Below are 26,570 nucleotides of genomic sequence, written 5' to 3' on the forward strand. Positions count from 1 at the left end.
AAAACGGATTTATTTTTACTCATAAAATAGCACTCATTGATGATTGGCTGGCGTAGGGAAACACTCCCATATTTTCAAGAGAGAACTAACATGCTTAAACCCAGTGATACATGGAGTTGGTATTACGATAATAAAGCACAATCTCTTATGCTTGATTTAGGCATGGATATGGTTTTTTGTGTGAATTTATCTCCCAAAGTCTTAATCAATAGTGCATTTGATGATTGTAAATTTTCTGTGGATGATGCATCCGCTTATCAGATGTTTGTTGAACACATTTCTTATCTTCCTCTTTCTGAACCTCGCAAAGTTGAGCTAGCACTCAATTGTGTTGCCGCCAGACGCTTCCATAAGCCCATGCTACCTAAGAGTTGGTTCTTTGAAACCCAAGGGGCAGGGTATTATCCAGAAGAAGGTGAAATCGTTTCTCTGAAAAATGATTTAGGAGAAGGGCATTTCATTATTGTAGAAAATTATGAGTGTGCAAGTATGTGTATGTTGGTCGATATGGATGCATTTGCATTAAATCCAACCAAGTACATGGCCTTTTGTGAACCGATTAAAGTCATGAATGATCGCATGGCCAAAATGCAAGTCGTTAACTCTTCATATTACGCCCTAGTAGGGTAGTTACTCTCCGTTATTTTATCCCCAGATAAAGCTCCCTTTAATACTTCTAATTCCACTATTTCATCCTTCTTATATTGACTCTTTTTACAAAATTCGTCTCAGAATTAATGTAATTAGAGCGTGTTCGTTTTAATCTAATTTTCAGTTATAGACACACCTCTCACTATTTTACGTTTTTTGGTTGAAAAAGAATCAGAAAAATAGGGAGGAATGCACTCTTAAAACTGAGATCTACTGCTAAGAAGCATAAAAAAAACAACAAATCATTATTGATAGAATACTATAGTAACGTCCACTTAAACCACTTATCTTCCCTATTTCTTGTGTTCTGTAATTAACTTTCACAACAAACAACCTTCTGGAGTAGGCCAGATTTTGCGAGTATCTGCTCATGCTTGAGTGTGTCCATTGGGAAACAGTGGTTTTTTTAATCCATCATCAGTAGGATTAACTTATTGTTTTTATAGTCTTTATTTGAAGAGTTTGCGGATGGTTTATCTGTGATCTATTTATCCTATTTCCTTAGGATTCATGTATAATGCGAGGCAATTTAATAACCAAAAGAATCCCATGAAAAAATACTTAGCCATCACTTCTAAAGGCCTTGAAAACTTACTTGCAGACGAACTAGTTGCACTTGGTGTTACTGACCCAAAATTAGTTTATGCAGGGGTTACGTTTGAAGCCCCAATCGAGGTTGTTTATCGTTGTTGTTTGTGGAGCCGTATTGCTTCACGTTTCATTCAAATTCTGTCTGAGTTTGATGTTCGTGATGATATGGATTTGTATCTAGGCGCTTCTGCAATTAATTGGCCTAATTATTTCACAGCAGATAAAACGTTAGTGGTGGATTTTAACGGTACGAACCGTGAGATTCGAAATAGCCAATACGGTGCATTGAAAGTAAAAGATGCAATTGTTGACCGTTTTACAAAGGCTGATTTAGAACGTCCGAATATTGATAAAGCGGAACCTGATTTACGTGTACATATGCGTTTATCTGGCGAGAAAGGGATTCTTGGTTTTGATTTAATCGGTTCAGGCTTACATCAGCGTGGTTACCGTACTGAAGCAGGTCGTGCACCACTTCGTGAAACATTAGCAGCAGCACTTGTACTTCGCAGTACATGGGATGAAAGCAAACCGCTATTGGATCCAATGTGTGGTTCAGGTACGTTACTGATTGAAGCTGCACTTATGGCGTGTGAAATGGCACCTGGTGTGAAACGTGAAAAATGGTGTTTTGAAGCGTTGTCTGATTTTGATCCAGAAGTGTGGACTGAAATTCGTTCAGAAGCTCGAGTTAAGAGTCGCCGTGGCGTTAAGAAAGTCGATACGCATTTTTACGGTTTTGATCGTGATTATCGTGTAATTCAAACGGCTCGTGATAATGCTCGTCGCGCTGGTGTTGAAGATTTAATTACATTTGATGTTGGTGATGCAACTAAGATTGAACGTCCAGAGGGCTTTGAGAATGGGGTTGTAATTTGTAACCCTCCTTATGGTGAACGTTTAAGTACTGAACCTGCACTGATTGCACTATACAGTGAATTTGGTCGCCAACTAAAAGAACAATTTGGTGGCTGTACTGCATCAATCTATTCAAGTAATGATGATTTGCTTGCGTGTATTCGTATGCGTGCAGACAAGCAATTCAAACTGAACAATGGTGCGTTACCTTGTGTTCAGAAAAACTATTCAATTAGTGAATCGGCTGAACGTAAAGAAGCGGCAAACATTGAAGTTGCTCCTGAGTTTATGAACCGTCTTAAAAAGAATTTGTCTAAACTTGGCAAATGGGCACGTAAAGAGAAGTTAGATTGTTATCGTCTTTATGATGCCGATTTACCAGATTACAATGCGGCAATTGATGTATACAAAGATTACATCATCATTCAAGAATATGCGGCACCAAAAGAAATTTCAGAAGATAAAGCACGCCGTCGTTTAACTGACATGATCCGCGCAACAGTGTTAGTGACTGGTGTTGAAACCAATAACGTTATTTTGAAAGTACGTCAAAAGCAGTCAGGCAAAAACCAATATCAAAAGTTAGCAGAAAAATCTCGTTACTTTGATGTTGAAGAGTACGGCGTAAAATTGATTGTTAATTTACAAGATTACCTAGATACGGGGTTATTCTTGGATCATAAATTAACTCGTAAAATGATTGGTGATATGGCCGCAGGAAAAGATTTCCTAAACCTATTTGCTTATACCGGCTCAGCGACTGTTCATGCTGCTTGTGGTGGTGCTAAATCGACAATGACCATTGATATGTCTCGTACCTACCTAGAGTGGGCTCAGAAGAACATGAACACCAATGATCAAACAGGAACGCAACATCAATTCCTACAAGCCGATTGTCTACAATGGCTACAACAAGCAGAAGGTGAGTTTGATTTAATCTTTATTGACCCACCAACATTCTCTAACTCTAAGCGTATGGACCAAACGTTTGATGTTCAACGTGACCACATCATGTTGCTTGAGAACCTAAAACGTATGTTACGTCAAGACGGTACTGTTGTATTTTCTAACAATAAACGTAACTTTAAAATGGATGAAGAAGCGCTAGATAAAGCGGGTCTTCAAGCTAAGAATATTTCAAAACAAACATTGCCGTTAGATTTTGCTCGTAATAAGCATATTCATAACTGCTGGATTATTACTCACAAGGAAGACTAGAGATAATGATAACTCTCTACAGCACGGAAGGCTGCCACCTATGCGAGCAAGCATTTGATTTGCTCGTTGAGGTGGGTGTAAATATGGAACAAGTGGATACCGTAGACATTGCATTTGATAATGTATTATTTTCTCGTTACGGTGTCACAATACCTGTTGTGGCTAATGGCTTATCCGAGCTTAATTGGCCCTTCGATATATCACAACTAAAGAATTGGTTAGAAGACAATGGCATTACTTACAATTAATAATGGTCAATTAGCGTTTGGTGATCATCCGTTATTAGACAAATCAGATTTTGCTCTACAAGAAAATGAACGCGTATGTTTGGTTGGCCGTAATGGTGCGGGTAAATCAACGCTAATGAAAGTAATTGCTGGTGATATCCTTATGGATGATGGCAAATTACAAATTAATCAAGATGTGGTGGTTTCTCGTTTAGAGCAAGATCCACCGCGTAATGAAACGGGCAGTGTTTTTGATTATGTATCTGAAGGCCTAGCAGAAGCCGGTAAATACTTAAAAGAATATCATCATATCTTAGATTTATTAGCGACTGATCCAAGCGAATCAAACATTAATAAATTAGCGAGAGCACAAGAGCAAATTGATAACCTTAATGCATGGCATTTTGATACACGTATTCAATCTGTTTTAGAATCTCTAAAACTTGATGGTGCAATGTTATTAACCGATTTATCGGGTGGTTGGCAACGTAAAGCCGCACTGGCTCGTGCATTGGTATCTGACCCAGATGTATTGCTTCTTGATGAACCAACGAACCATTTGGATGTTACAACGATTGTTTGGCTTGAAAGTTTCTTAAAAGACTTTAAAGGTTCAATCATTTTTATTTCGCATGACCGTGCATTTATTCAATCAATGGCAACACGTATTGTTGATTTAGACCGTGGCAACTTATCTTCTTATCCTGGTAATTATGAAGAGTACTTACTGGCTAAAGAAGAAGCGTTACGCGTAGAAGCTGATCAAAATGCACAATTTGATAAAGTACTTGCTCAGGAAGAAGCTTGGATTCGTGAAGGCGTTAAAGCGCGTCGTACTCGAAATGAAGGACGTGTTCGTGCCTTAAAACAATTACGTCGTGAGCGTTCAGATCGCCGTGAAGTGGTGGGTAAAGCGAATATTCAAGTGGATGGTGGAAATCGTTCAGGTAAAATTGTATTTGAAGCCGAGAACCTTCATTACTCAATTGATGGTAAAAACATTGTTAAGAACTTCAGCTTCAATGTTATGCGTGGTGATCGCATTGCCTTAATTGGTGCGAATGGTTGTGGTAAGAGTACCTTGCTTAAACTGATGCTTGACCAATTACAGCCAGATGCAGGTAAATTGTATTGCGGTACAAAACTTGAAGTGGCGTATTTTGACCAATATCGTGAAGCGTTAGACCCTGAAAAAACGGTTATCGATAACTTGGCTGACGGTAAGCAAGAAGTGACAGTGAATGGCCGTGAGCGTCATGCTTTGAGCTACTTACAAGATTTCTTATTCTCTCCAAAACGTGCTCGTCAACCAGTGAAAGCATTGTCTGGTGGTGAGAAAAACCGTTTATTACTTGCGCGTTTATTCCTTCGTCCAAACAATTTATTGATTCTTGATGAACCAACCAATGATTTAGATATCGAAACATTGGAACTTTTAGAAGAATTACTTGCCAACTATGAAGGTACATTATTATTAGTAAGTCACGATCGTCAGTTCGTAGATAATACAGTAATGACCAGTTGGATCTTTGAAGGTGAGGGCCAGATCGAAGAATTCGTCGGTGGCTATCACGATGCTCAACGACAACGTGCTAATGTACAAATAAGCCGTGATGCAATGGCACCAACAGTAAAAGTGAAAGCTGAATCTGTTGCTGCTAAAAGCCCGGTAGTCGAGCAAACGAAACCAAAGAAACTGTCTTATAAGTTACAGCGTGAGCTTGAATTGCTGCCTGAAACATTAGAAAGATTAGAAAACGAAATTACAGAACTTCAAGAGAAAGTGAACGATGCAACTTTCTTCCAACAAGATCCTAAAACAACAGAAGCTGTTTTAGAACGTTTAGCTCAAACAGAGCAAGAGTTGGAAGTGGCATTCGAGCGTTGGGAAGAACTTGAAGCTCTACAATAGGAAGTTAAATGAGTAATAAATTACAATTAACCACATTAGCTGTTTTGGTGTCCGCTGCGCTTCCTGCGCAAGCGGCGCTTTATAAAGTGGTGGAAGTAACCCCAAGTGTTTCAGGTTCTGAGTACTATGGTACTGCGATTGAGCCATCAGGTAATGACGTAAGTTGTTTTGATTCTAGTGCTTCTAGTTCTACTTGCGAAAGTTATAAATTAGCAGGTGAAACACGTAATCGTGCAGAAGGGGTTTCATATACTGAAGAAGTCCCTTTTGCGATGGATAATTCCTTTGGTTATATCGAAGATGATTATGATGGGTTTGAAGACTATTGTTTTTACCAACTAGGCTATTCTACCTGTGAATACTGGGCTAATAATCAGTGGACTGGTTGGTCTAACGAGATTTATGGCAGTAATGATAAAAACTCTTTAGCATTTGTTACTGATGGTGGAACTATTGCTGCTAGTGGAATTAATACGGTCATTAACTCGCTTGATTCAGCTGGCGCTGCTGTTGGGAACTTTAGTTCTACTACGCATAGGAATTCACCAATAAGTGGCGATAGTATTACTGGATTTCAACAAGGGCGTCAATGGTCTACTGATGGAACTTATACGGTCGGAAGTGTCACTTCGAAAACCGGCATTGGTGCTGATAGGTATTATTACTCATCAAAAGCTGCAGTATGGAATGGAGCGACTTTAACTGCTATCGATTGGTATGATAAGAGCGAGAAAGATGGCGATTATTATGCTCAAGGCAGTATGCGTGATCTGTATGTTGATACATCAGTAATACCTAATGTATTTTATGGTGTTGGTTATAATAACTATGATGACCAACACATGAATGCCACTATATTTGAAGCTTCAATAGATGCAACTACAGGTGCATTAGGAATTGTTGGGTCTACTCTAATTAGTGGTGCTCAGGTTGAAATTAGTGGTGATAACGTAAACACTAATTCTGTTGCTACGAACATTAATGACAATTTAGTGGTTGTCGGTCAAGCTAAGCGTTCTGGTAGTTATCCCCAAAATGGGGCGGCGGGAAATCGTTTATTCGTTACTTCGGTGACTTCGCCAACGGCTCACTTCTTGGATTCATCAGATGGAGATATCTTCTTTAATGGTGTTGGTGGGGAGATGGGTGGCATCAATAATTTCAATGAGATTGTTGGTCGTATCGATGTTGATACATTCCGTGAATATGATGGTAAACAACGCCGCCAGCGCGCGTTTATTTATCCATACAAACCAACAGAATCTGCACGTGCTGATATTTTTCAAAATAAAGCATGGATCATCGATAATTTAACGAACGGTGGCACATACTCTGGAAATAATAACCAATATCGTATTTATGATGCGACGGATATTAATGATGCTGGCGTTATCTCGGCGACTGCGACTAAATGTTATGATGAAAATGGATCTACAGTTCAAGAGTATGATTCAACGGCTCATGATGCATATTGTGGTGACGGGAATGGTACTGAAAAAATTGTAGCTGTTAAATTGGTTCCGATCTCGGATCCTTCGAACCGAAACATTGAAACTCGTGGTTATGAGAATAATACAACAGAACGTCAAGGCGGTTCATTAGGCTTTGGGGCTCTGACATTACTTGGTTTGTTTGGTTTCATGCGTAAACGTAGTAAATAACATCCATTGATGATAATTAGCCCGAAGTCACAATCTTAGACTTCGGGTTTTTTTATACTTGAATAAAGTGAAAAGTTGTCCGATTCTTAAAGTGTCATCATGAAATGTTCGTGATGAACCCTAATGGAAAATAATAGGGTATGAGTAGTAAAGTAGTACATTTTTGAAGTATACAGACTTACATCTATGAGGACTGAACTATGAAGAGACAAAAGCGTGATCGTTTAGAGCGAGCACAATCACAAGGGTATAAAGCGGGTATTAATGGCCGCTCATCAGAAAACTGCCCATATCAAACAATGGATGCTCGCTCATGCTGGCTTGGTGGCTGGCGAGACGCTAGAGATGACAAACAGTCCGGTTTGTTTAAATAACACGGTAGAATTTAAGACTAAAGCCTCTATTTGAGGCTTTAGTTATATTTAAGGTATTAAACTAGTTACACTAACGCACTAACGCACTATAACTTAATTATATATTCCAAAAATAAAGCTAGCATAGTGCTAGCTTTAAGTAATGCAATCAATAACGATTTAATTAGAATGCAGACGTATCTTGGAAAAGGCCAACTTTTAAATCTTTTGCAACATAGATTTCTTTACCATCAACAAGAACGCGGCCATCAGCTAAACCCATTACCAATTTACGATTGATAACACGTTTAAAGTCGATTTCATACGTTACTTTTTTAGCAGTAGGGAGTACTTGTCCTGTGAATTTAACTTCACCAACACCAAGAGCTCGACCTTTACCTTGACCACCAACCCAACCAAGGAAGAAGCCAACAAGTTGCCACATCGCATCTAAACCAAGACAACCAGGCATTACTGGATCACCAGGGAAGTGACAATCAAAGAACCATAAGTCTGGAGTAATATCTAGTTCAGCGATAACTTTGCCTTTACCAAATAAACCTTCAGTTTCAGACATTAGTGGAATACGATCCATCATCAACATGTTTGGAGCTGGTAATTGTGGGCCATTTGGACCAAATAGTTCGCCACGGCTTGATGCTAGTAAATCTTCGCGATCATATGAACTAGGTTTGTTTTGCATTAAAGTATTACTCCTAAATAAGTTGTAGATATTCTAGCGAACACTTGTACGCTTATCAAGTCTGATCAGCTCTGGTTAAACCAGTTCTTAATACGACAAAATAGAGCAGAACATTGACTCGGATTATGCTCAACATCTTCAATGTGTTGGGCAATTAAAGAGAACATCGATTCATGTTCTTCAGATTGTAATGGTAAGCCCGTTAATAATTCAACAGCTTGCTCAACATGACTAATAGGATGAATTGTAAACTGTTTTTGCTCAACAGCTCGAATTACATCATCTGAAAGTACAAGATTAATTCCATTTGTTTGTGGGATAATAACACCTTGCTCTCCAGTTAACCCGCGTTTATCACATAGCTGAAAGAAGGCTTCAATTTTTTCATTTACACCGCCAATGGGTTGCACCATACCGAACTGATCAACCGATCCTGTTATCGCCAAACTTTGATTAATCGGCGTAATAGCGAGGGCACTAAGTAATGCACATAATTCAGCAAGACTTGCGCTATCCCCATCGACTTCACAATAAGATTGTTCGAAAACCATTGAAGCGGTAAAAGGCAATGGTTCATGTGTATCTAATTGGCTTAGTATATAAGCTTGCATAATTAACATGCCTTTCGCATGTAAATCACCACCTAACTCTACCTTTCGTTCAACATCCGATAACTCGCCATCACCAGGGTGAACAACACAAGAGATTCGGGATGGCTCACCATAAGAAATTGGATGACCAGGTACTGATACGACAGTCAGGCCGTTAATCTGCCCAATTTTTTGACCTTGAGTTTCAATATGAATATTTTGTTCTAAAATATCGTCTAAAGCTCGGGATGGTAAATAAGATTCTACGTAATATTTTGCTTCAAATGATTGTGTAAAATCATCAGCGCTAATATGTGTTTTTGATTCAGAAGCTAAAGAAGCATGCGCTAAAATAGAATTTAACCATAATAAACACAAATTAAGCCGAGTCTGATCTTCACATTCACGAGCACCTAGTTTGAGTAGGGGAAGCAACGCAGAGCCGTTTGCTAGTGGTAAATGATTATGCTTATTTGAAAGTGATTGAATTAGCAGCACATAATCAGTGACAGTGTCACTAGATAACTGTGTATCCAACTCATATTCAGAAAACATCGACATACCAGCGAGTAGATCGGGTTCTAATAGCTCAATTTCCCCTAAAAGTGCACGGTCACTAACAATAATTAGTTTAACATTCGCTGTTAAATAATGGATGTTAGTCATCGGTGATTTTGAATCACTCGCGGGGATAGCAACGGAATGGCCTTGCAGCAAACTTTTTAGGCGTGGCCATAAGTGAGGATTTGCAAGTAAAACACTTGGGGACATTACCAAAAAACCGCCGTCGGCTTTTTGTAATAAGCCCGTTTCTAACACATCACTTTTATTATGGTAAACACCAAAGAGCTCTGAGTCAGAAGCGCTTTCAACTATAATGACAGGAGGTGCTTCTGAATTTAATACGCGATTTTCAGCATTCAATATTAGCCAACTCGCTACATATTCACGATAAACGTGATTATCTAACGCATTGATTTGCAGAATGTTAACACCATTTATACGAGAAAAATCCGCTAAAGCTTGGGTTAACCTAGGCTGAAGAGAATAGGGTGATTGTGCGTCACTGACATGGGATAAATTCAATGTATCAAGAATGTTATCGTACTGAGGCTCGAGTAAAAATGGCGTGTCTAACTGCATGCTTACTTATATATAAAAAATAAAACTGATTATACATTACATAATTGCATACGTCTGATTTTTCAGTACTTACATTATCAATTAGATGAAGGTCTAATTATAGAGTGATTTTATTGAAGAATAGACAAAGTCGAGTTACACTGTCACCCAAATAATCCCCCTAACATTGAGTACTTGTCTATGAAATATCAACAACTTGAAAACTTGGAAGCTGGTTGGAAATGGATGTATTTATTTAATAAACATCGTATGGGGGAATCTATTACTTGTTATATCGATTCAAGTGAAGAACAACAGATGGTTAATGTCTTTTTAAAATTAGAACATGAACCGGTTCATGTTCTGGAATGGATTCAAAAACACATGAATCCGGATTTACAAAATAAGTTAAAACAAGCGATTAGAGCAAAAAGAAAGCGTCACTTTAACGCTGAACAAGAACATACACGTAAGAAGTCTATAGATTTAGATTATAGAGTATGGGAAAAGTTGTCTCTTAGAGCTCAAGACCTTGATTCAACACTCTCTGATACTATTGAGTATTTGCTAAGTGAGGCTTCTAGAACAGAAAAAGCAAGCCAAACAGTGTCATCATTAAAAGCGGATTTACATGAATTATTAAAATAAGATGTAAATCCACAATAGCCCTAAGGCACTATAACTTAACCATTTATATCAATCAAAAAGCTCGATCACGAGCTGGTTATTTTTTATAACCAAATTAGGCTCTGCTGATTTGATAAGTGATTCTTTAAGTTTATTAGCATTAAGCTTATAGGCTGGTTGATTTGATAATCCATAGCCAATAATTGAAATCGCCGGTTTTAAGAATGAACTTAACTCCGGAGATAATTGATTCGTTTTATCCTCAAACTTTTCCAATCGTAATGATTTTAAATAAATCTCACCTGATTCTTTACGGTATTCAGGAATCGCACTGAACTCTAAAACCAAGTCGAGAGTTTGGTTTGGTTCGCTCATCATTTGAATGTCAGCCGTCGTATTTGCATAAACACTGATTCGATCCTTATCAATACGTCCAATCTTAACATCGACATTATCAACATTCACTTGTGCGTATAATAAGCCTGGAATACCTACAGACTTATCGACATTAATTTCATCAGTTAGATAATCTGTCATTTCTTGTTCTGTAATCGAATAACTAGTGCAGCCAGATAAAGAGAGCACAAACAGGAAAGAAAATAATAACTTTAAATTTTTCATAGGGATAAATGCCTTAATAGATTTCATATATAATCGTGACAATGTAACAGTTAACTGGATGCGCGTAGTGTAACTTAAGAGCATCGAATTCTATAGCCGATAAGGTTATAAACTTAGGCATTTATTTTAGCTATAATAACAGTGCGTATTATATATCTTATGTTAAATAGAGTTTGAGGTTAATGTAATGGATCATCATCTACCTGCTTTCTCTACCCTATACCATCCCAATATTCATAACTAAGCTATTTAACTATAATCGTATTTACCATAAAATAGCTAATAATCATTAAATAATACTTCGTATTTATCTAGTGATTATTAGCCAAGCTTTAATGAATCTAAGATCAATTTTAATTCTTGTGCTCGTACTGGTTTCGAAATGAAATCATTCATACCAGCATCTATACATGTTTTCTTTTCTTCATTCATAGCATGTGCTGTTAATGCTAAGATTGGTAAATTATAACCTTTCGCTCTAATTTCTTTTGTCGCACTGATACCATCTTTTATTGGCATAGATACATCCATTAAAATTAGGTCGAAGTTCTGATGTTTGTTTTCTATCGCTTCAACTGCCATGCATCCATTATCGACTAACGTTATCTGATGTCCTTGACCTTCAAGAAGTAATTGAATGACCGCTTGATTTGCTTTGCTGTCTTCAGCAATAAGAATATTGAGTGTTCGAGTTGATTTATCAGTCACGTCATTATTATTTAAAGTAATACGTTTTGGACATTCTTTCGTTTCTTTAAATGGTAATGTTACGGTAAAAGTACTACCTTCATTAATGACACTTTTAACCGAAATAACACCATTCATTAGTTCAGTAAGTCGTTTTATTATAGATAAACCAAGTCCAGAACCACCGAATTGACGAGTAATTGAGCTGTCTGCTTGTACGAATGGCTGGAACAAGTTATTTAATACATCTTTAGATATACCAATTCCTGTATCCGTGATGGCTATCTTGGTTGAATTACACTCTGTTTGTGTAATATTTATCCATATAGATCCTTTTTTGGTGAATTTAACAGCGTTACCAACTAAGTTAAATATGATCTGCATGATTCTTGCTGCATCTGCTATTACGTAGTTAGGCACACTATGTGACACCGTAACAGTTAAATTTATTCCTTTATCTTTACTCTTTTCCTTGAAGTAATTCGTTGAATTAATAATAGTTTCTAATAAATCTATTGGTTGTTCATCTAAAACAAAAGTTCCAGCTTCTATCCTAGATATATCAAGAACGTCACTAATAATAGCCAGCAGAAGTTGTGCTGAAACCTCCATCTGATCAAGCCATTCGTATTGTTCTTTCGATAAAAGACTTTCGTTAAACACATCAACCATACCAAGGATTGCATTCAATGGTGTTCTTATTTCATGGCTCATCATAGCTAAAAATTGAGATTTAGCTTTATTGGCAGTTTCAGCTTCTTGTTTCGCTTTTTGTATTTGTTGAAGCCGTTTTTTTCTTATTGATATATCTTTAGCTGTTCCTCTGTAACCAATGAGTTGTCCAACGTCATCAAAATAAGGAGTACCACTAATGCTCATGCAAACTTGTTGTTTAAATATAGATGGCCACCATTCGAGTTCATCAAATGACTTAACCATTGATTTTGAAGATAAAATTTGAGATGTTGTTGGGTTATCATTGATTAGAGTTAATAAATTACGATCTGTGATAACAATGGTTCTAATGGTAGAGTCTGAAATATAAGTAAAATTAAAATCTAAATCAGTCTCCCAAAACCAATCCCCCGCAGATTCTGCAAAATCCTTAAAACGATCATTACTTAAATGCAATTCTTTGGTTTTAATATTAACTAATGAATGCAATCTGTCTTTGTAATCAATATCTATAATCGCACGCTCAACTAAAGGAATAAATCGCTGCATTTTTTCTTTAGTCGAAGATGAATACATACCAAACGTAGAACTCATTAGCATAATAATGGCATAACCAGAATGGGATTTAATACCAGTTAAAGATATAGATTCAAAATCAGATTGGATATGTTTTGGTATAAATGAAAAGTGTGGGTTATCACAAGGACTAAAAAGGACGATACTTTCATTATGACAAGCACGATAAAATAAATCGTTATATGCCCATGCTAATGAATTAAAGCGCTCATTAGTCGAGGCTAAAACTGTAAATTGTTCAATTTCAGAAGAAGAAGATAAAACGATGGCGTTGTCGAAGGGAACAAATTTTTTAACGACATCAAGTAATTCATTAAAAATATCCTGTTTGGTTTGAGCATCAGAGATAGCAGATAACCCACTTAAAATAGCTTCATTTTCTTTGTATAAATGCGCCTCTCTTTCTTTACTCCGTTTTAATTCTAATAATGCTTCCTGAAGCTGTTCTTTTTCCGTGTAGTCCTTCACTTTATTTATGCACCTAATAATGGAATAAAACAGCTGAAACCATCAAATTACCGTGGGCATTTTCACCACCAGTAAATCGACCTTGTTCGCCAAAAGTAAATGGACAAATATAAGAGGTATTGTGCATAGCATCATTTAGTGACTGGCAAACATCTGACATGTACATATTAATATGCATCATTGAGCCAGCGCAAAAAATATTTATCCCTCCAACAGGTTCAAATTTATCGTTTTTCATGCTGATGGCGGAATCAATCACTCTTTTAGGTCGAGAAATAATTTGCTCTGTATCACCTATCATTAGGAATAATTCTTCCCCTTCATTTATTTTAGCGAAGCACTCCATCCCTCCATCATGAGTAAATTTCACGGGATGAGCTAATTTAAAATAAGGTACAGAGTACATCGTTCCTGCTACTCTTCCCAGCGGGTATTGGGTCACTCGTTCTAACAGATTCTTAGTATCCCCAATTTGCATTGGTATTTCTGTCCATTCTTTATAAACATCAATAACCGGTTTATTATCAATTTCATATATTGTTCGGCCATTAGTTTTTGTCGCGATTCCTGATATCCCAGAGTTGGCATAACCCGAATGAAATGAATAAGAAACTTTACACGTTGGGTAAAATACAGAAATTGAAATACCTTGGTTTGTTGCACCCTGCTGAGTAAAAATAGACCAATTTCCCTTTGCATAATCATCCGCAGCAGAACCGCCAATTAATGGTACTGGTGTACCAAAAAATGCATCAATTGTTTCAATTATTTTTTCTTCATACCCTGGTGTTGCATGTAATAATATTAATGATGGCAACTCACCATATCTCGTGCTATCAGCAATTGCTTGATTTAAAACCTGCTTAGTTAACTGACTAATATCATGAGATTCACTTGGCAATTCCAGAATTCCAGTACCATAACTTCCTTTTACATCAGTTAATACCCATAATCCAAGAGATGAATGAGAAGAGAAACCATCATCCGTCATTACTCCTTTACATGAAGTACACCCATGTATTTTACTGTTAGGGAATTGCTCTTTTAAATAATCAAGAATCTTCTTACTATTATAATTCTCTGTGAAATAACAAAGAATGATACTTGGTGGTATGGTCGATATATTGAGTTGACTAACGCACTCTTTTATTGCTTCTGTTGAGTCATTTAATTGAGAAACACTGGTAATTATCTGCATAAATTGTCCAATTTTCATTACTTAATTATGCCATTCAAAGATAATTACCTGTGAATGCCTATTAAATAGGCATTTAAATTATAACCTATTGATATGTTTTATCTTTCTGAAGTAAATATCACACTTATGACTTGTTCGCCATTTGAGAAATTTACTTGCCATGTCATTTTATTGTGTGTGCATTGAGGCACAAAAGTTGAGTATGACATTTGCTGCTCAAGCTTGGTTGGTATTGTAAACTTTAGAGATCCCATTTGCATACCTACACTCGTCGCTTCTGCGATCCAGTTTGAATCTAAACCATCCGTTAACAATCTCAGCGCAGCATGTTGCATAATTGGTCTTTTTTCGACATCAATACTAACCTGTTTTCCGTCCACATTAAATGAACAATCTTGCTTTGATATATCGCATAAAGCGGTTGTTTTTATAGTTGATTTAATCGGATTGTTTTCTTCATAGGTAATTGTTCTCCATGTAAATGCTGAAATTAACACAACTAATAAGAATATAAGTTGAAATAAACGTGGGCCTGTTAACTTTTCTATCGCCATTAGTATAAAAACCTGTGTTATCTAGTTCAAAAAAAAAGAAAAAATGTTGCTTAACCGTAAACTTACTACGGGCATCAACTATGATTCATTTTTGAAGTGAAGTATCATTGACCCCGAAAACACTATTTTTGCATTAAAAAAGAATATTTCAAAATAAAAGGGTCACAAATCCAATTATTAAGAAGTTGAATTTTGGATGGTGTTGCGAACTTTGTTCGCGTTAAGGAAAGTAAAGTGTAGTTATAATAAAAAAGTGGAAGCATGCAATTATGAGCCAATTACAGCAGCATGAACAAAACTACAACTATACCGTTGTTCGTCAATTCACCTTAGTTACCATTCTATGGGGTATTGTTGGCATGGGTGTAGGTGTATTAATTGCCGCTCAATTAGTCTGGCCGCAACTGAATTTTGACACACCATGGCTTACGTATAGCCGTTTGCGTCCTCTGCATACTAATGCAGTGATTTTCGCATTCGGTACAAGTGCCCTATTTGCAACATCTTATTATGTTGTTCAGCGTACTTGTCAAACACGTTTGTTTGGTGGTCCATTAGTTGCGTTCACCTTCTGGGGATGGCAAGCAATTATCTTAGCAGCAGCAATTTCGTTGCCTCTAGGAATGACATCAGGTAAAGAATATGCAGAATTAGAGTGGCCGATCGATATCGCTATCACTCTAGTTTGGGTGGCTTATGCCATTGTATTCTTTGGAACTCTGTTTAAACGTAATACTTCTCATATTTACGTTGCAAACTGGTTCTTTGGGGCCTTCATTTTAACCGTTGCCGTTCTTCATATTGTGAATAGCCTTGCTGTTCCAGTATCACTGACTAAATCATATTCGATTTATTCTGGTGCGGTAGATGCGATGGTTCAATGGTGGTATGGCCATAATGCAGTAGGTTTCCTATTGACTGCTGGCTTCCTAGGAATGATGTACTATTTCGTACCAAAACAAGCAGAACGTCCAGTTTATTCTTACCGTTTATCTATTGTTCACTTCTGGGCATTAATATCACTTTATATCTGGGCTGGTCCTCACCACTTACATTATACCGCTCTACCTGACTGGACTCAGTCTTTAGGTATGGTGATGTCATTGGTTCTATTCGCACCGTCTTGGGGCGGGATGATCAATGGTATAATGACGTTATCTGGTGCTTGGCATAAACTACGTTATGACCCTATCCTTCGATTCTTAGTCGTTTCTTTATCGTTCTATGGTATGTCTACCTTTGAAGGTCCGATGATGGCGATTAAATCAGTTAACGCACTCTCTCATTATACTGACTGGACTATCGGTCATGTTCATTCTGGTGCGTTAGGTTGGGTTGCTATGGTAACGATTGGTTCACTGTACCACTTAATTCCTAAACTATTTGGTCAAGAGCGCATGTACTCTGTATCACTCATCAATGTTCATTTTTGGTTAGCGACAATTGGTACTGTTCTTTATATCGTGGCAATGTGGATTTCAGGTGTAATGCAAGGTCTAATGTGGCGTGCAGTTAACGCTGATGGCACATTAACGTATAGCTTTGTTGAATCATTAGAAGCCTCTTACCCATTCTATTTCGTTCGTTTTGTTGGTGGTTTAATCTTCCTTTCAGGTATGTTCCTACTTGCATATAATGCATATAAGACCATTTCTTCACCGAAGAATAGCCTAAAAGCAATTCCTCAACCGGCACAATAAGGAGACCAGATTATGAGTTCTAATCGTCATGAAATCATAGAAAAAAATGTTGGCCTTCTAGCCGTTTTGGTTGTTGTTGCTATCAGTTTTGGTGCATTAGTTGAAATCACCCCACTGATTTTCCAAAAGCAAACCACTGAGCCTGTTGATAATTTACGTGTATACACGCCACTAGAAATGGAAGGTCGTGATATTTATATTCGTGAAGGTTGTAACGTATGTCACAGCCAGATGATCCGACCATTCCGTGCAGAAACGGAACGTTACGGTCATTATTCTGTTGCGGGTGAAAGCGTTTGGGAGCATCCATTCTTATGGGGTTCAAAACGTACAGGCCCCGATCTAGCTCGTGTCGGTGAGCGTTATTCTGATGAATGGCATCGAGTTCATTTAATGAACCCTCGTGATGTAGTTCCAGAATCAAACATGCCGGGCTTCCCTTGGTTAGCCGAAAACGTGCTTGATGGTGAATTAACATCGAAGAAAATTGCTATTTTCCGTAATAATTTTGGTGTGCCATACACTGAAGAAGATGTAAAAAATGCATCTGACGCAGTCAAAGGCAAGACAGAGATGGATGCGCTTATTGCTTATCTTCAATCTCTTGGTCACGCAATGAAGTAAGGAGGTCCACATGGACGCTGGAACTATTCATGCAATTTGGACTGTCATTCTGTTTTTCAGCATGATGGGTATTATTTTCTGGGCATACAGTAAACGTCAAACGACTCGCTTTGAAGAAGCGGCAAATTTGGTTTTTGCTGATGAGCAAGAAGATACTTCAAGCCAAAATAAGACAGGAGTTGATAAAGAATGAGTACTTTTTGGAGCCTCTGGATAAGTGTTATTACCATTGGTACGTTAATTGGTTGTGGTTTACTTCTTCGTTTCTGTTTGAAAAATACAACAGGAATTAAAGAAGGTGACGACATGGGTCACGAATACGATGGTATCCGTGAGCTAAACAACCCGTTACCAAAATGGTGGGCTTACATGTTTTGGGCCACCATCGCTTTTGCAGTGGTCTATTTAATTCTTTACCCAGGATTAGGTAATTTTAAAGGCGTATTAGGCTGGACAAGCTCAGATCAAACGGTTCGTAATGTTGAAGAGTCAAGAGTATCTATTGCTCGTGCTCATAAAGACAAAACGCTGGATCAATTTGCTCGTGAACTTGATGAAGCCAATACTAATTTTGGTGAAACATTCTCAAAACTTGCCTATAAGCCAGGAACTTCAGAGTTCCGAGCAATAGAAGAAATTGCTCATGATGATGAAGCCAGAAAAGTAGGTCAACGTTTGTTCCTACAGAACTGTTCTCAATGTCATGGTTCAGATGCAAGAGGCATGAGTGGTTTCCCTAACTTAACCGATACTGCATGGTTATATGGTGGAGAACCACAAGCAATCAAAACGACGATTATGAATGGTCGTGTTGGTAACATGCCTGCTTGGGGTGATGCTTTAGGTAAAGATGGTGTTAAAGAAGTAGTCAGCTACACACTTAGCCTATCTGGTCGTAAAGTGAATGTAAAAGAAGCGGCTGCAGGTAAACAACGATTTATCGTTTGTGCTGCATGTCATGGTACAGATGGTAAAGGTAACCCTGCTTTGGGTGCTCCAGATCTAACTGACCATGATTGGCTGTTTGGTGACTCACGCGCTGCTGTAACAGAAACAGTAACAAATGGTCGTCAAGGCGTAATGCCGGCATGGAAAAATGTATTAGGTGAAGAGAAAGTACAACTTCTTGCCGCATACGTCTGGAGCCTAAGCAACAATAAATAAAAAGACAGCCCCTGAATGTATATATTCAGGGGCTTTTTATTTTTTAATACACGCTTTAATAGGAATCATTATATGACTCAACCTCAACCTTGGTATAAGCAGTTTTGGCCTTGGTTTCTCATCATTCTTCCAGGCACCGTTGTCGTTGCTTGTATCACTACTTTCGTCCTTTTTGTTCACAATGATGTCGATTTAGTTGCTGAAGATTATTATAAAAAAGGCAAAGCAATTAACGTTGATCTTTCTAAGATAAAAGTCGCTCAAAACCTCTCGATTTTCGCTAAAGTACGCGATCTTGGTGATACAATTGAAATTCAATTAGATAAAGGAAAATTGGAACATAACCCTGCTATTAAAGCTATTTTTACTCATAGAACATTACCAGATCGAGATTTCTCAAAAATACTCACATCTGATGCAAAAAGCATTTATCGCATTCAATTAGATGAACCATTAACGGGTCCCTGGTTTATTGAACTATTACCACATGATAGTTCGTGGATGATCCAAGGTCGCATCAATTTCCCTACCGTAGACTTTTTTCCTTTAGGTAAATAAAACCATATGTCAAAGGATTGTTACCATTGCAATGAGCCTGTTCCTACAGGCTCTTCTTTTCAAGTTGATATATTAGGTCAAAAGCGAGATATGTGTTGCCCAGGCTGTGAATCAGTAGCGCAAACAATCATCGATAATGGCTTATCTTCTTATTATCAATATCGTACAGCACCGGCAGATAAAGCCAATTTAGTCCCAGATCAATTAAAAGCACTTGAGCATTATGATCACAAAGAAATTCAAAAAGAATTCGTAAGAACAACTGAAAACAACAAAGAAGTGACACTGTCACTTGATGGCGTGTCTTGCGCCGCTTGTGCTTGGTTGATTGAAAAACAATTAGCGAAAGCAAAAGGAATTCATCAAATAACCATTAATACGTCAACTCATCGAGCATTATTAAGTTGGGATCCGAAAGAAACAGAATTAAGCACACTATTAACGTTAATCCACCAATTGGGTTATAAGGCGGCACCATTTGAAGCCGATAAACAAGAAGAAGAATACCATCGCTCAATGAAACAATACCTGTATCGTTTAGGTATTGCAGGATTAGCTACCATGCAGGTGATGATGCTCGCTGTCGCGCTGTATCTCGAAGTTTTTGGGGACTTAGACCCTGAATTTAGAAACTATTTACGATACGTTAGTTTAGTTTTTGCAACACCAGTTATGCTTTATTCTGCATTGCCTTTCTATATGAATGCATGGCGTAGCCTTAAAGCCCGAACACTTGGGATGGACGTTCCGGTCTCTATTGCGATGTTATTTGCCTACTTTGCCAGTGTTGTCGCGACGGTAACAGAAAAAGGTGAAGTATTTTTTGAATCTGTCGCTATGTTTACTTTTTTCTTGTTGCTTGGTCGATTTCTTGAAATGCGGGCACGACGCAAAGCAGCTGCAATTACAGGGAATCTATTAAAATTAGTCCCAGTCATGGCAACCCTACAATCAGGAAAAAGAGTTCCTGCCAGAACATTAGATATTGATGATATTGTTATTGTTCCTCCAGGTGAGCATTTACCCGCTGATGGCGTAGTAATCTCAGGATGTAGTGCAATTGATGAATCAATGTTTACTGGTGAATCCATGCCTGTAGCTAAGAATGAATCAGACCCTGTTTTTTCTGGCACGATCAATGGTGATGGCAATTTAACGGTTCGAGTAACCAAAACCAAAGCAGATTCATTAATTTCTACCATCGTAAAATTACAAGATGAAGCTCAAATGTCGAAGCCAAAAGTCGCAGAAATTGCAGATTTAATCGCTAGATATTTTGTTGCGGGTATTCTGATTATTTCTGCATTTACTTGGTTCTATTGGCATGAAACAAAACCTGATGATGCCTTTTGGATCATGTTGTCAGTTTTAGTCGCAACCTGTCCGTGTGCACTTTCTTTAGCAACACCAACAGCAATCACTTGTTCTACTTCTCGTCTTGCGCAGCTTGGATTAATGTTACGTCGAGGGCACGTATTAGAAACCCTCTGTAAAGTAAATCGCTTAGTGATTGATAAGACAGGGACCTTGACCGAAGGAAACGTTCAATTAACTCATATACATTGCTTTACCGACGTCACAGAAAAAGAAAGTAAAACGTTAGCCGCAGAGCTTGAGTCTTTTGCAAATCACCCTATTGCTCGTGCTTTCTCTGAATTTAGAGATCCAAATAAAAGTCATTTCGACCGCGTAGAAAATATCATAGGCTCTGGTCTTATTGGTTATTCAGGCAGTGATGAATGGAAGATCGGTCATCACCAATTTACTTGTCCAAAAGCCACATTAGAAAATAAGCAAAATTACCAAGTATGGTTATCTAAAAATAATTGCCCTATTGCGGCTTTTTCTTTAAATGATCCGATTCGAAAAGAAAGTTATGAATTCATTCAATCTCTTCATGCTTTAAACATTAAAATTACCATGTTAACAGGTGATAATAGCTCGGCTGTTGCGAAAGTGGCTAAAGAATTAAATATTGATACCGTTATCTCTGGTGTATCACCAAAAGGGAAATTAGATTATCTAACCTCACTACCAAAAAATGAAGTCTCTCTAATGGTTGGCGATGGTATAAATGATGCCCCTACACTCGCAGGTGCCCACCTTTCCATTGCTATGGGCTCAGGCACTGATGTCGCAAAAGCATCCGCCGATATGATATTGATCGGTGATAACCTCACTCGTTTAATCGAAGCACGAACATTAGCGATTAAAACACGTAAGATTATTCGCGAAAACTTAGCATGGGCATTAGGTTATAATGCCATAATTTTGCCATTAGCCGTTATGGGTCTTGTTGCACCTTATATTGCCGTTGTCGGTATGTCAGCAAGCTCTATTATCGTTGTTTCCAACTCTTTAAGGTTATTGAAAAATGGCTAGTTTGTATTTATTAATTCCTATCGCAATACTGCTTGTCTGTGTTGCTGTTGCTATATTCATTTGGGCGGTAAAAAGTGATCAATTTGAAGATCTTGACCGTCAAGGATCTCAAATCCTCTTTGATGAAGATATTCAAATAAAGAAAGATGACCATGAACAGTGATTTTATTGGTGCGTTTATTATTGGTTTAATGGGCGCAGGACACTGCATTGGTATGTGCGGAGGAATATCGGCTGTAATATCAATGGGTTCAGATGGTAATAAATACCCTAGATGGAGCTTTATCTTATTATATAATCTTGGAAGAATAAGTTCTTATGGTATTTTCGGGTTTATTGTTGGCGGGATATTTGTATCTATTGCACAAACAAGTTCAAGTTATAGTGCGCTAGTTTACTTGCGGGTGTTTGCTGGCATAATGATGTGTCTGTTAGCGCTATACATCGCTAATTGGTGGAAAGGCATTGTTTATATTGAAGTAATAGGGAAAAAATTATGGCAATTTATCTCCCCTTTAACAAAACCATTATTACCTTTAAAATCCCCTTTCCATGCTATTCCATTTGGGTTTCTATGGGGCTGGTTACCTTGTGGATTAGTCTATTCAACACTCACTTGGGCCGCGGTTTCAGGAAGTGCTCTCAATGGCGCATTGGTTATGATGGCATTTGGTTTAGGTACCTTACCTGCCATGTTTCTTGTTGGTATTGGTGCTCAAACCCTAAAAACATGGCTAAATCATAAACTAACCCGAAACGTAGGGGGTTTATTGCTTTTAGCTTATGGACTTCAAACGATATATGTTGCGCTAGATCAACTCCGCTAATTATATTTTTTTTGCATTGTTTTGTATTTATGCTACCACTTTAGGACTGGTTGATGCTAAAATTGACTTATATCAATTATAAGAGCATTGAATGAGATGATGTCAGATAACTCAGCAAACAAACGAATTCAATCAGGTGGGTGTGCTATTCACTGTCAAGATTGCAGTATCAGTCAATTATGTATACCGTTCACATTAAATGAATCGGAATTAGATCAGCTAGATGAAATCATCGAGCGCAAAAAACCGATTCAAAAAGGCCAAGAACTGTTTAAAGCGGGTGATGAACTAAAATCACTGTATGCAATTCGTTCAGGTACAATCAAGAGCTACACCATTACTGAACAAGGTGATGAGCAAATTACCGCTTTTCATTTAGCGGGTGATTTGGTTGGTTTTGATGCGATTACTGATGCTGAACACCCAAGCTTTGCTCAAGCACTTGAAACATCAATGGTATGTGAAATACCTTATGAAATTTTAGATGACCTTTCAGGTAAAATGCCTAAGCTCCGTCAACAAATTATGCGTTTAATGAGTAATGAAATTAAAGGTGACCAAGAAATGATCCTTCTGCTTTCTAAAAAGAACGCAGAAGAGCGCTTAGCGGCTTTCTTGTTTAACTTATCGACTCGTTTCCACCAACGTGGTTTTTCACCTCGAGAATTCCGTCTTACTATGACTCGCGGTGATATTGGTAACTACCTTGGCCTAACCGTAGAAACAATCAGTCGCCTACTTGGCCGCTTTCAAAAAACAGAAATGTTAACGGTAAAAGGCAAGTATATAACCATCAATGATCATGATGCATTAGCCGAACTTGCAGGTTCAGTTAAAGCAATAAAATAGCCTCTGTTATTTTGAAACACATCTCATAGTGAGGCACTTCTCTTTGAAGTACCTCACTTTTTTATATCTAATTCCCCCTAATACTCTCCCTACCTGCTAAAATTAAATTAACAATTCTATTTATGAATTTGGTTTTTACCAAGGAGGTTATTATGAACCGCTATCGTAAAATACTCGTTGCAGCGATCATTGATCAAGAGAAACAACCCGCTCTTGAACGCGCATTAGATTTAGCAAATAGAAGTACGAAATCGACAGATATTACCCTTTTTTGTACTATCTATGATTTCTCTTATGAAATGACATCCATGCTCTCTCCAGAAGAGCGCACCGCCATGCGTAATGGTGTCGTATCTCAAAAAGTGACGTTTCTTAACTCTCTAGTGTCGTCATACACACTCGCAGAGCATATAACAATAAAAGTAAAAGTCCTTTGGCATAATCGGCCCTATGAAGCCATCATTAATGAAATATTTGACGACAAATACGATATATTAATAAAAGCGACCAGAGAACACGCTAAGTTAGAGACCGTTTTCTTTACTCCGACTGATTGGCATTTATTGCGAAAATCGCCAATTCCAGTTCTACTAGTTAAAGAGCGCTCATGGCCTGAAAATGGCAATATTCTAGCGTCAGTACATGTCGGTTCTGAAAATCCAACACATATAAAACTTAATGATAAAATGGTTGAAGAAGCACAATATTTCGCTGAAGTCTTAAATGCTACGCCTCATTTAGTTAACGCCTATCCATCAACACCACCATCAATTCATGTTGAATTACCTGAATTTGATAGTGTTCATTACAAAGATGCGATACGTGGTTATCACCTAACTGAAATGAAAGCACTAAGACAAAGATACGGCATCCCAGAAGAGCAAACCCATGTTTATGAAGGGCCAACTGAAGATGTCATATCCGAAGTCGAAGATGAGCTGCATGCTGAACTTGTTATTTTAGGAACCACAGGGCGAACAGGTTTGTCCGCTATTTTTATTGGTAACACCGCAGAGAACACACTTGCGTTACTAAATAGTGATATTTTGGCACTGAAACCAGAAGGTTATATTAGCCCTCTTGACCCAAATAACTAACCTTAAAAATAAGCATAACTAGGGCGATATATATCGCCCTTTTCTTTATTTTATACGCAGTAAACCAATAAACTAATTCCCTCCAAACCTCGCTTATTCGTATTCTTTGGGTATAATACCCGCCTTATCCGTTCCATGAGTCGATTAGAGTAAGTAATGAGCGAATTAACCAAAGCGCAGCAACAAAATTTCACTAAGCTTCAGAAAAAAATCCGTCGTAATACAGGTAAAGCTATTGCCGATTACAACATGATTGAAGATGGCGACCGTATTATGGTTTGTCTATCTGGTGGTAAAGACAGCTTTACCATGCTTGATATTCTTATCGGCTTAAAGAAAAGTGCGCCAATCTCATTTGATCTAATCGCTGTAAACCTAGACCAAAAACAACCTGGTTTCCCTACTCATATTTTACCTGAGTACTTAGATACATTAGGGGTTGAATACCGAGTTGTTGAAGAAGATACCTACTCAATTGTTCAAGATAAATTGATTGAAGGTAAAACGACTTGTTCTTTATGCTCACGCTTACGTCGTGGTATTTTGTATCGTACAGCAAAAGAACTGGGGGCAACGAAAATTGCACTTGGTCACCACCGTGATGACATATTAGAAACGATGTTCTTAAACATGTTTTACGGCGGAAAACTGAAAGGCATGCCGCCAAAACTAGTGTCAGATAATGGCGAACACGTCGTGATTCGCCCACTGGCTTATTGTCGTGAAAAAGACATCATTAAATATGCTGACCTAGCTGACTACCCTATTATTCCATGTAATCTTTGTGGATCTCAACCTAACATGCAACGCCAAAACATTAAGCAAATGCTAAATACATGGGATACACAGTTCCCAGGACGTATTGAATCGATGTTTACAGCAATGCAAAACGTTGTACCAAGTCACCTTGCTGATTTTAATACTTTTGACTTTAAGAGCATTAATCGAGATTCAGGCGTGATCAATGGTGGTGACATTGGTTTTGATAAAGAAGAAATGCCAGTACAGCCCGTTGATATTGATGATGCAGTTACAGAGTTCGACCCATCATTAAAATTAGATGTTGTGAACGTACAATAACGTTAAACCTTTGATACAAAAATAAAAAAATGGCGCTACTTTTAAATAAGTAGCGCCATTTTTATTTAAATAAACTACTTAACAAGCCAAGGAATCACTTTCAGAGGCACCGCAGGCAAACTGAACGTAACATCATCAGAAAAAGCACTTAACTCTATTGTTGCTTTCCCATCTTTAGTCGCAATAGATGTTCCGTCCGACGCCTTAATTGGTAACGTTACTTTGTCATTAAAAACAAAACTAACACCTTCAACCTTTGGCATAAAGTATTTAGAAAACATGCCACCAATATCAGAAAGCATCGCATCCATTTGAATGGTTAATAAGGACAATTCTTTTGCACTCACCTTTTTTTCAAACGTTTTGTTTGCTAATACTTCCATTGAAATATCGCATTGCTTCCCTTCTTCAGTTTGAATATAAACCAAAGGATTCGCCGATTTAAGATTGGTGTCGAGCGGAAGAGGTAATTCTTGATTTACAGGAATAGTGAATTCTTCATAATGCTCTTCTTTTGCCATCCATGCTTTTGTGATCTGGCATGCTTTACCTGTTTGAGTATCATTAAAGAATAAAGCCATACGTACATCTTCGTGGCCTTCTTTTTGATTCACTTTCAACTGATAATACAATTTACTGTAAGTAAATCGATATTGTTCAGCCTGAGCTGGCAGAGTAAAACACAACAGCGACAATAACGTCGTTGTCACACCAATCCATTTTTTCATTTTATCTCCAATATTGACTATTATGGCGAATCATCGTTTGGATTTCTTCGACATACGCTTCACCGCGCTCAGAATAACGAATTAATCCTTTTGCTAATACTGTCGCTTGTTGCTCATCAGTGAGCGGTTCGGTTGACTTATGCAATTCAAGACGAATAACACGTAATTCTTTATACGCGTTATTGCGATTTACATTCATAAAATAAGCATGTACTGCAGCCTGAGATGAATCGAATTTAGCGACTTCATGTGCAGCACCTTCATTACGT

General features: G+C 37.8%; 25 protein-coding genes and 1 pseudogene. 18 read left to right on the forward strand and 8 right to left on the reverse strand.

The annotated features are described in order from the left end of the window. The first annotated feature begins 90 nt into the window (after positions 1-90). From AACV33_RS16135 to rmf, 6 genes are all read left to right on the forward strand, one after another. Positions 91-630, forward strand: coding sequence for a cell division protein ZapC (locus tag AACV33_RS16135; RefSeq protein WP_044583251.1), 540 nt, complete (start codon positions 91-93; stop codon positions 628-630). A 570-nt stretch (positions 631-1,200) separates the two neighbouring features. Beyond that, positions 1,201-3,318 (forward strand): bifunctional 23S rRNA (guanine(2069)-N(7))-methyltransferase RlmK/23S rRNA (guanine(2445)-N(2))-methyltransferase RlmL, encoded by a 2,118-nt coding sequence (gene rlmKL / locus AACV33_RS16140; RefSeq protein ID WP_023603234.1) that lies wholly within the window; start codon positions 1,201-1,203, stop codon positions 3,316-3,318. Between the two features lie 5 nt (positions 3,319-3,323). Next, positions 3,324-3,566 carry a glutaredoxin family protein gene (locus AACV33_RS16145; protein ID WP_012550202.1) on the forward strand — a complete coding sequence of 81 codons (243 nt, stop codon included), beginning with the start codon at positions 3,324-3,326 and terminating at the stop codon, positions 3,564-3,566. Further along, entirely contained in the window at positions 3,547-5,457 is a 1,911-nt protein-coding gene (locus AACV33_RS16150; RefSeq protein WP_182700390.1) for an ABC transporter ATP-binding protein, read from the forward strand. Before AACV33_RS16145 ends, AACV33_RS16150 begins: the two co-directional genes overlap by 20 nt. A gap of 8 nt (positions 5,458-5,465) precedes the next feature. Next, the gene (locus AACV33_RS16155) at positions 5,466-7,118 is read left to right on the forward strand and encodes a DUF3466 family protein (protein ID WP_023603236.1); all 1,653 of its coding nucleotides are present in this window, start codon (positions 5,466-5,468) and stop codon (positions 7,116-7,118) included. Positions 7,119-7,318: 200 nt separating this feature from the next. Beyond that, entirely contained in the window at positions 7,319-7,492 is a 174-nt protein-coding gene (gene rmf, locus AACV33_RS16160; protein WP_012550205.1) for a ribosome modulation factor, read from the forward strand. Between the two features lie 163 nt (positions 7,493-7,655). On the opposite strand, the gene fabA is transcribed toward rmf, so the two are convergent. Next, positions 7,656-8,174, reverse strand: coding sequence for a bifunctional 3-hydroxydecanoyl-ACP dehydratase/trans-2-decenoyl-ACP isomerase (gene fabA / locus AACV33_RS16165; protein WP_012550206.1), 519 nt, complete (start codon positions 8,172-8,174; stop codon positions 7,656-7,658). Positions 8,175-8,239: 65 nt separating this feature from the next. Then, complete coding sequence (locus AACV33_RS16170; RefSeq protein WP_065610431.1) at positions 8,240-9,907, reverse strand: S16 family serine protease; 1,668 nt, start codon at positions 9,905-9,907, stop codon at positions 8,240-8,242. 180 nt (positions 9,908-10,087) lie between these two features. Here AACV33_RS16170 and matP point away from each other — a divergent pair, with 180 nt between their 5' ends. Then, positions 10,088-10,534: a macrodomain Ter protein MatP gene (gene matP / locus AACV33_RS16175; RefSeq protein ID WP_023603238.1), complete on the forward strand. Its 447-nt coding sequence runs from the start codon at positions 10,088-10,090 to the stop codon at positions 10,532-10,534. Positions 10,535-10,582: 48 nt separating this feature from the next. On the opposite strand, the gene AACV33_RS16180 is transcribed toward matP, so the two are convergent. The 4 genes from AACV33_RS16180 to AACV33_RS16195 all read right to left on the reverse strand — a co-directional run bounded on the left by AACV33_RS16180 (position 10,583) and on the right by AACV33_RS16195 (position 15,292). Next, positions 10,583-11,134 carry a DUF1439 domain-containing protein gene (locus tag AACV33_RS16180; RefSeq protein WP_182700391.1) on the reverse strand — a complete coding sequence of 184 codons (552 nt, stop codon included), beginning with the start codon at positions 11,132-11,134 and terminating at the stop codon, positions 10,583-10,585. A gap of 321 nt (positions 11,135-11,455) precedes the next feature. After that, positions 11,456-13,540, reverse strand: a complete 2,085-nt coding sequence (locus AACV33_RS16185) for an ATP-binding protein (RefSeq protein ID WP_182700392.1) — start codon at positions 13,538-13,540, stop codon at positions 11,456-11,458. 13 nt (positions 13,541-13,553) lie between these two features. After that, entirely contained in the window at positions 13,554-14,756 is a 1,203-nt protein-coding gene (locus AACV33_RS16190; protein ID WP_255458617.1) for an FIST signal transduction protein, read from the reverse strand. Positions 14,757-14,836: 80 nt separating this feature from the next. Continuing rightward, positions 14,837-15,292, reverse strand: coding sequence for a hypothetical protein (locus AACV33_RS16195; RefSeq protein ID WP_182700393.1), 456 nt, complete (start codon positions 15,290-15,292; stop codon positions 14,837-14,839). Between the two features lie 269 nt (positions 15,293-15,561). Between AACV33_RS16195 and ccoN the strand changes: the two genes are divergently transcribed. From ccoN to ttcA, 11 genes are all read left to right on the forward strand, one after another. Next, positions 15,562-16,992, forward strand: coding sequence for a cytochrome-c oxidase, cbb3-type subunit I (ccoN, locus tag AACV33_RS16200; protein WP_017022336.1), 1,431 nt, complete (start codon positions 15,562-15,564; stop codon positions 16,990-16,992). 12 nt (positions 16,993-17,004) lie between these two features. Beyond that, entirely contained in the window at positions 17,005-17,616 is a 612-nt protein-coding gene (gene ccoO / locus AACV33_RS16205; RefSeq protein ID WP_017022335.1) for a cytochrome-c oxidase, cbb3-type subunit II, read from the forward strand. A gap of 10 nt (positions 17,617-17,626) precedes the next feature. Beyond that, positions 17,627-17,809, forward strand: coding sequence for a cbb3-type cytochrome oxidase subunit 3 (locus AACV33_RS16210; protein ID WP_012550215.1), 183 nt, complete (start codon positions 17,627-17,629; stop codon positions 17,807-17,809). Beyond that, positions 17,806-18,780: a cytochrome-c oxidase, cbb3-type subunit III gene (gene ccoP / locus AACV33_RS16215; RefSeq protein WP_182700394.1), complete on the forward strand. Its 975-nt coding sequence runs from the start codon at positions 17,806-17,808 to the stop codon at positions 18,778-18,780. Before AACV33_RS16210 ends, ccoP begins: the two co-directional genes overlap by 4 nt. 72 nt (positions 18,781-18,852) lie before the next feature. Then, positions 18,853-19,338 (forward strand): FixH family protein, encoded by a 486-nt coding sequence (locus tag AACV33_RS16220; protein ID WP_012550217.1) that lies wholly within the window; start codon positions 18,853-18,855, stop codon positions 19,336-19,338. A 6-nt stretch (positions 19,339-19,344) separates the two neighbouring features. Further along, positions 19,345-21,720, forward strand: a complete 2,376-nt coding sequence (locus tag AACV33_RS16225) for a heavy metal translocating P-type ATPase (protein WP_182700395.1) — start codon at positions 19,345-19,347, stop codon at positions 21,718-21,720. Further along, complete coding sequence (gene ccoS / locus AACV33_RS16230) at positions 21,713-21,883, forward strand: cbb3-type cytochrome oxidase assembly protein CcoS (RefSeq protein WP_017022333.1); 171 nt, start codon at positions 21,713-21,715, stop codon at positions 21,881-21,883. Before AACV33_RS16225 ends, ccoS begins: the two co-directional genes overlap by 8 nt. Further along, positions 21,873-22,547, forward strand: coding sequence for a sulfite exporter TauE/SafE family protein (locus AACV33_RS16235; RefSeq protein ID WP_182700396.1), 675 nt, complete (start codon positions 21,873-21,875; stop codon positions 22,545-22,547). The genes ccoS and AACV33_RS16235 overlap by 11 nt, the downstream gene beginning before the upstream one ends. A 96-nt stretch (positions 22,548-22,643) precedes the next feature. After that, entirely contained in the window at positions 22,644-23,396 is a 753-nt protein-coding gene (locus AACV33_RS16240) for an FNR family transcription factor (protein ID WP_012550221.1), read from the forward strand. Positions 23,397-23,548: 152 nt separating this feature from the next. Next, positions 23,549-24,493 (forward strand): universal stress protein UspE, encoded by a 945-nt coding sequence (uspE, locus tag AACV33_RS16245; RefSeq protein ID WP_023603245.1) that lies wholly within the window; start codon positions 23,549-23,551, stop codon positions 24,491-24,493. 156 nt (positions 24,494-24,649) lie between these two features. Continuing rightward, entirely contained in the window at positions 24,650-25,573 is a 924-nt protein-coding gene (gene ttcA / locus AACV33_RS16250; RefSeq protein ID WP_017022331.1) for a tRNA 2-thiocytidine(32) synthetase TtcA, read from the forward strand. 74 nt (positions 25,574-25,647) lie between these two features. Here the strand turns inward: ttcA and AACV33_RS16255 are convergent, their stop codons facing one another. After that, complete coding sequence (locus AACV33_RS16255; protein ID WP_182700397.1) at positions 25,648-26,301, reverse strand: DUF2987 domain-containing protein; 654 nt, start codon at positions 26,299-26,301, stop codon at positions 25,648-25,650. Between the two features lies 1 nt (position 26,302). Further along, positions 26,303-26,570: pseudogene (locus AACV33_RS16260) on the reverse strand (glucosaminidase domain-containing protein); the annotation flags it as partial.

This window comes from Aliivibrio sp. SR45-2 (assembly GCF_963890165.1).
Taxonomy (GTDB): domain Bacteria; phylum Pseudomonadota; class Gammaproteobacteria; order Enterobacterales; family Vibrionaceae; genus Aliivibrio; species Aliivibrio salmonicida.

Bases quoted from the DNA above. Each gene is read 5' to 3' on its own strand.
- AACV33_RS16135 (WP_044583251.1), top strand. From the start codon at position 91: ATGCTTAAACCCAGTGATACATGGAGTTGGTATTACGATAATAAAGCA.
- rlmKL (WP_023603234.1), top strand. From the start codon at position 1,201: ATGAAAAAATACTTAGCCATCACTTCTAAAGGCCTTGAAAACTTACTT.
- AACV33_RS16145 (WP_012550202.1), top strand. From the start codon at position 3,324: ATGATAACTCTCTACAGCACGGAAGGCTGCCACCTATGCGAGCAAGCA.
- AACV33_RS16150 (WP_182700390.1), top strand. From the start codon at position 3,547: ATGGCATTACTTACAATTAATAATGGTCAATTAGCGTTTGGTGATCAT.
- AACV33_RS16155 (WP_023603236.1), top strand. From the start codon at position 5,466: ATGAGTAATAAATTACAATTAACCACATTAGCTGTTTTGGTGTCCGCT.
- rmf (WP_012550205.1), top strand. From the start codon at position 7,319: ATGAAGAGACAAAAGCGTGATCGTTTAGAGCGAGCACAATCACAAGGG.
- fabA (WP_012550206.1), bottom strand. From the start codon at position 8,174: ATGCAAAACAAACCTAGTTCATATGATCGCGAAGATTTACTAGCATCA.
- AACV33_RS16170 (WP_065610431.1), bottom strand. From the start codon at position 9,907: ATGCAGTTAGACACGCCATTTTTACTCGAGCCTCAGTACGATAACATT.
- matP (WP_023603238.1), top strand. From the start codon at position 10,088: ATGAAATATCAACAACTTGAAAACTTGGAAGCTGGTTGGAAATGGATG.
- AACV33_RS16180 (WP_182700391.1), bottom strand. From the start codon at position 11,134: ATGAAAAATTTAAAGTTATTATTTTCTTTCCTGTTTGTGCTCTCTTTA.
- AACV33_RS16190 (WP_255458617.1), bottom strand. From the start codon at position 14,756: ATGAAAATTGGACAATTTATGCAGATAATTACCAGTGTTTCTCAATTA.
- AACV33_RS16195 (WP_182700393.1), bottom strand. From the start codon at position 15,292: ATGGCGATAGAAAAGTTAACAGGCCCACGTTTATTTCAACTTATATTC.
- ccoN (WP_017022336.1), top strand. From the start codon at position 15,562: ATGAGCCAATTACAGCAGCATGAACAAAACTACAACTATACCGTTGTT.
- ccoO (WP_017022335.1), top strand. From the start codon at position 17,005: ATGAGTTCTAATCGTCATGAAATCATAGAAAAAAATGTTGGCCTTCTA.
- AACV33_RS16210 (WP_012550215.1), top strand. From the start codon at position 17,627: ATGGACGCTGGAACTATTCATGCAATTTGGACTGTCATTCTGTTTTTC.
- ccoP (WP_182700394.1), top strand. From the start codon at position 17,806: ATGAGTACTTTTTGGAGCCTCTGGATAAGTGTTATTACCATTGGTACG.
- AACV33_RS16220 (WP_012550217.1), top strand. From the start codon at position 18,853: ATGACTCAACCTCAACCTTGGTATAAGCAGTTTTGGCCTTGGTTTCTC.
- AACV33_RS16225 (WP_182700395.1), top strand. From the start codon at position 19,345: ATGTCAAAGGATTGTTACCATTGCAATGAGCCTGTTCCTACAGGCTCT.
- ccoS (WP_017022333.1), top strand. From the start codon at position 21,713: ATGGCTAGTTTGTATTTATTAATTCCTATCGCAATACTGCTTGTCTGT.
- AACV33_RS16235 (WP_182700396.1), top strand. From the start codon at position 21,873: ATGAACAGTGATTTTATTGGTGCGTTTATTATTGGTTTAATGGGCGCA.
- AACV33_RS16240 (WP_012550221.1), top strand. From the start codon at position 22,644: ATGATGTCAGATAACTCAGCAAACAAACGAATTCAATCAGGTGGGTGT.
- uspE (WP_023603245.1), top strand. From the start codon at position 23,549: ATGAACCGCTATCGTAAAATACTCGTTGCAGCGATCATTGATCAAGAG.
- ttcA (WP_017022331.1), top strand. From the start codon at position 24,650: ATGAGCGAATTAACCAAAGCGCAGCAACAAAATTTCACTAAGCTTCAG.
- AACV33_RS16255 (WP_182700397.1), bottom strand. From the start codon at position 26,301: ATGAAAAAATGGATTGGTGTGACAACGACGTTATTGTCGCTGTTGTGT.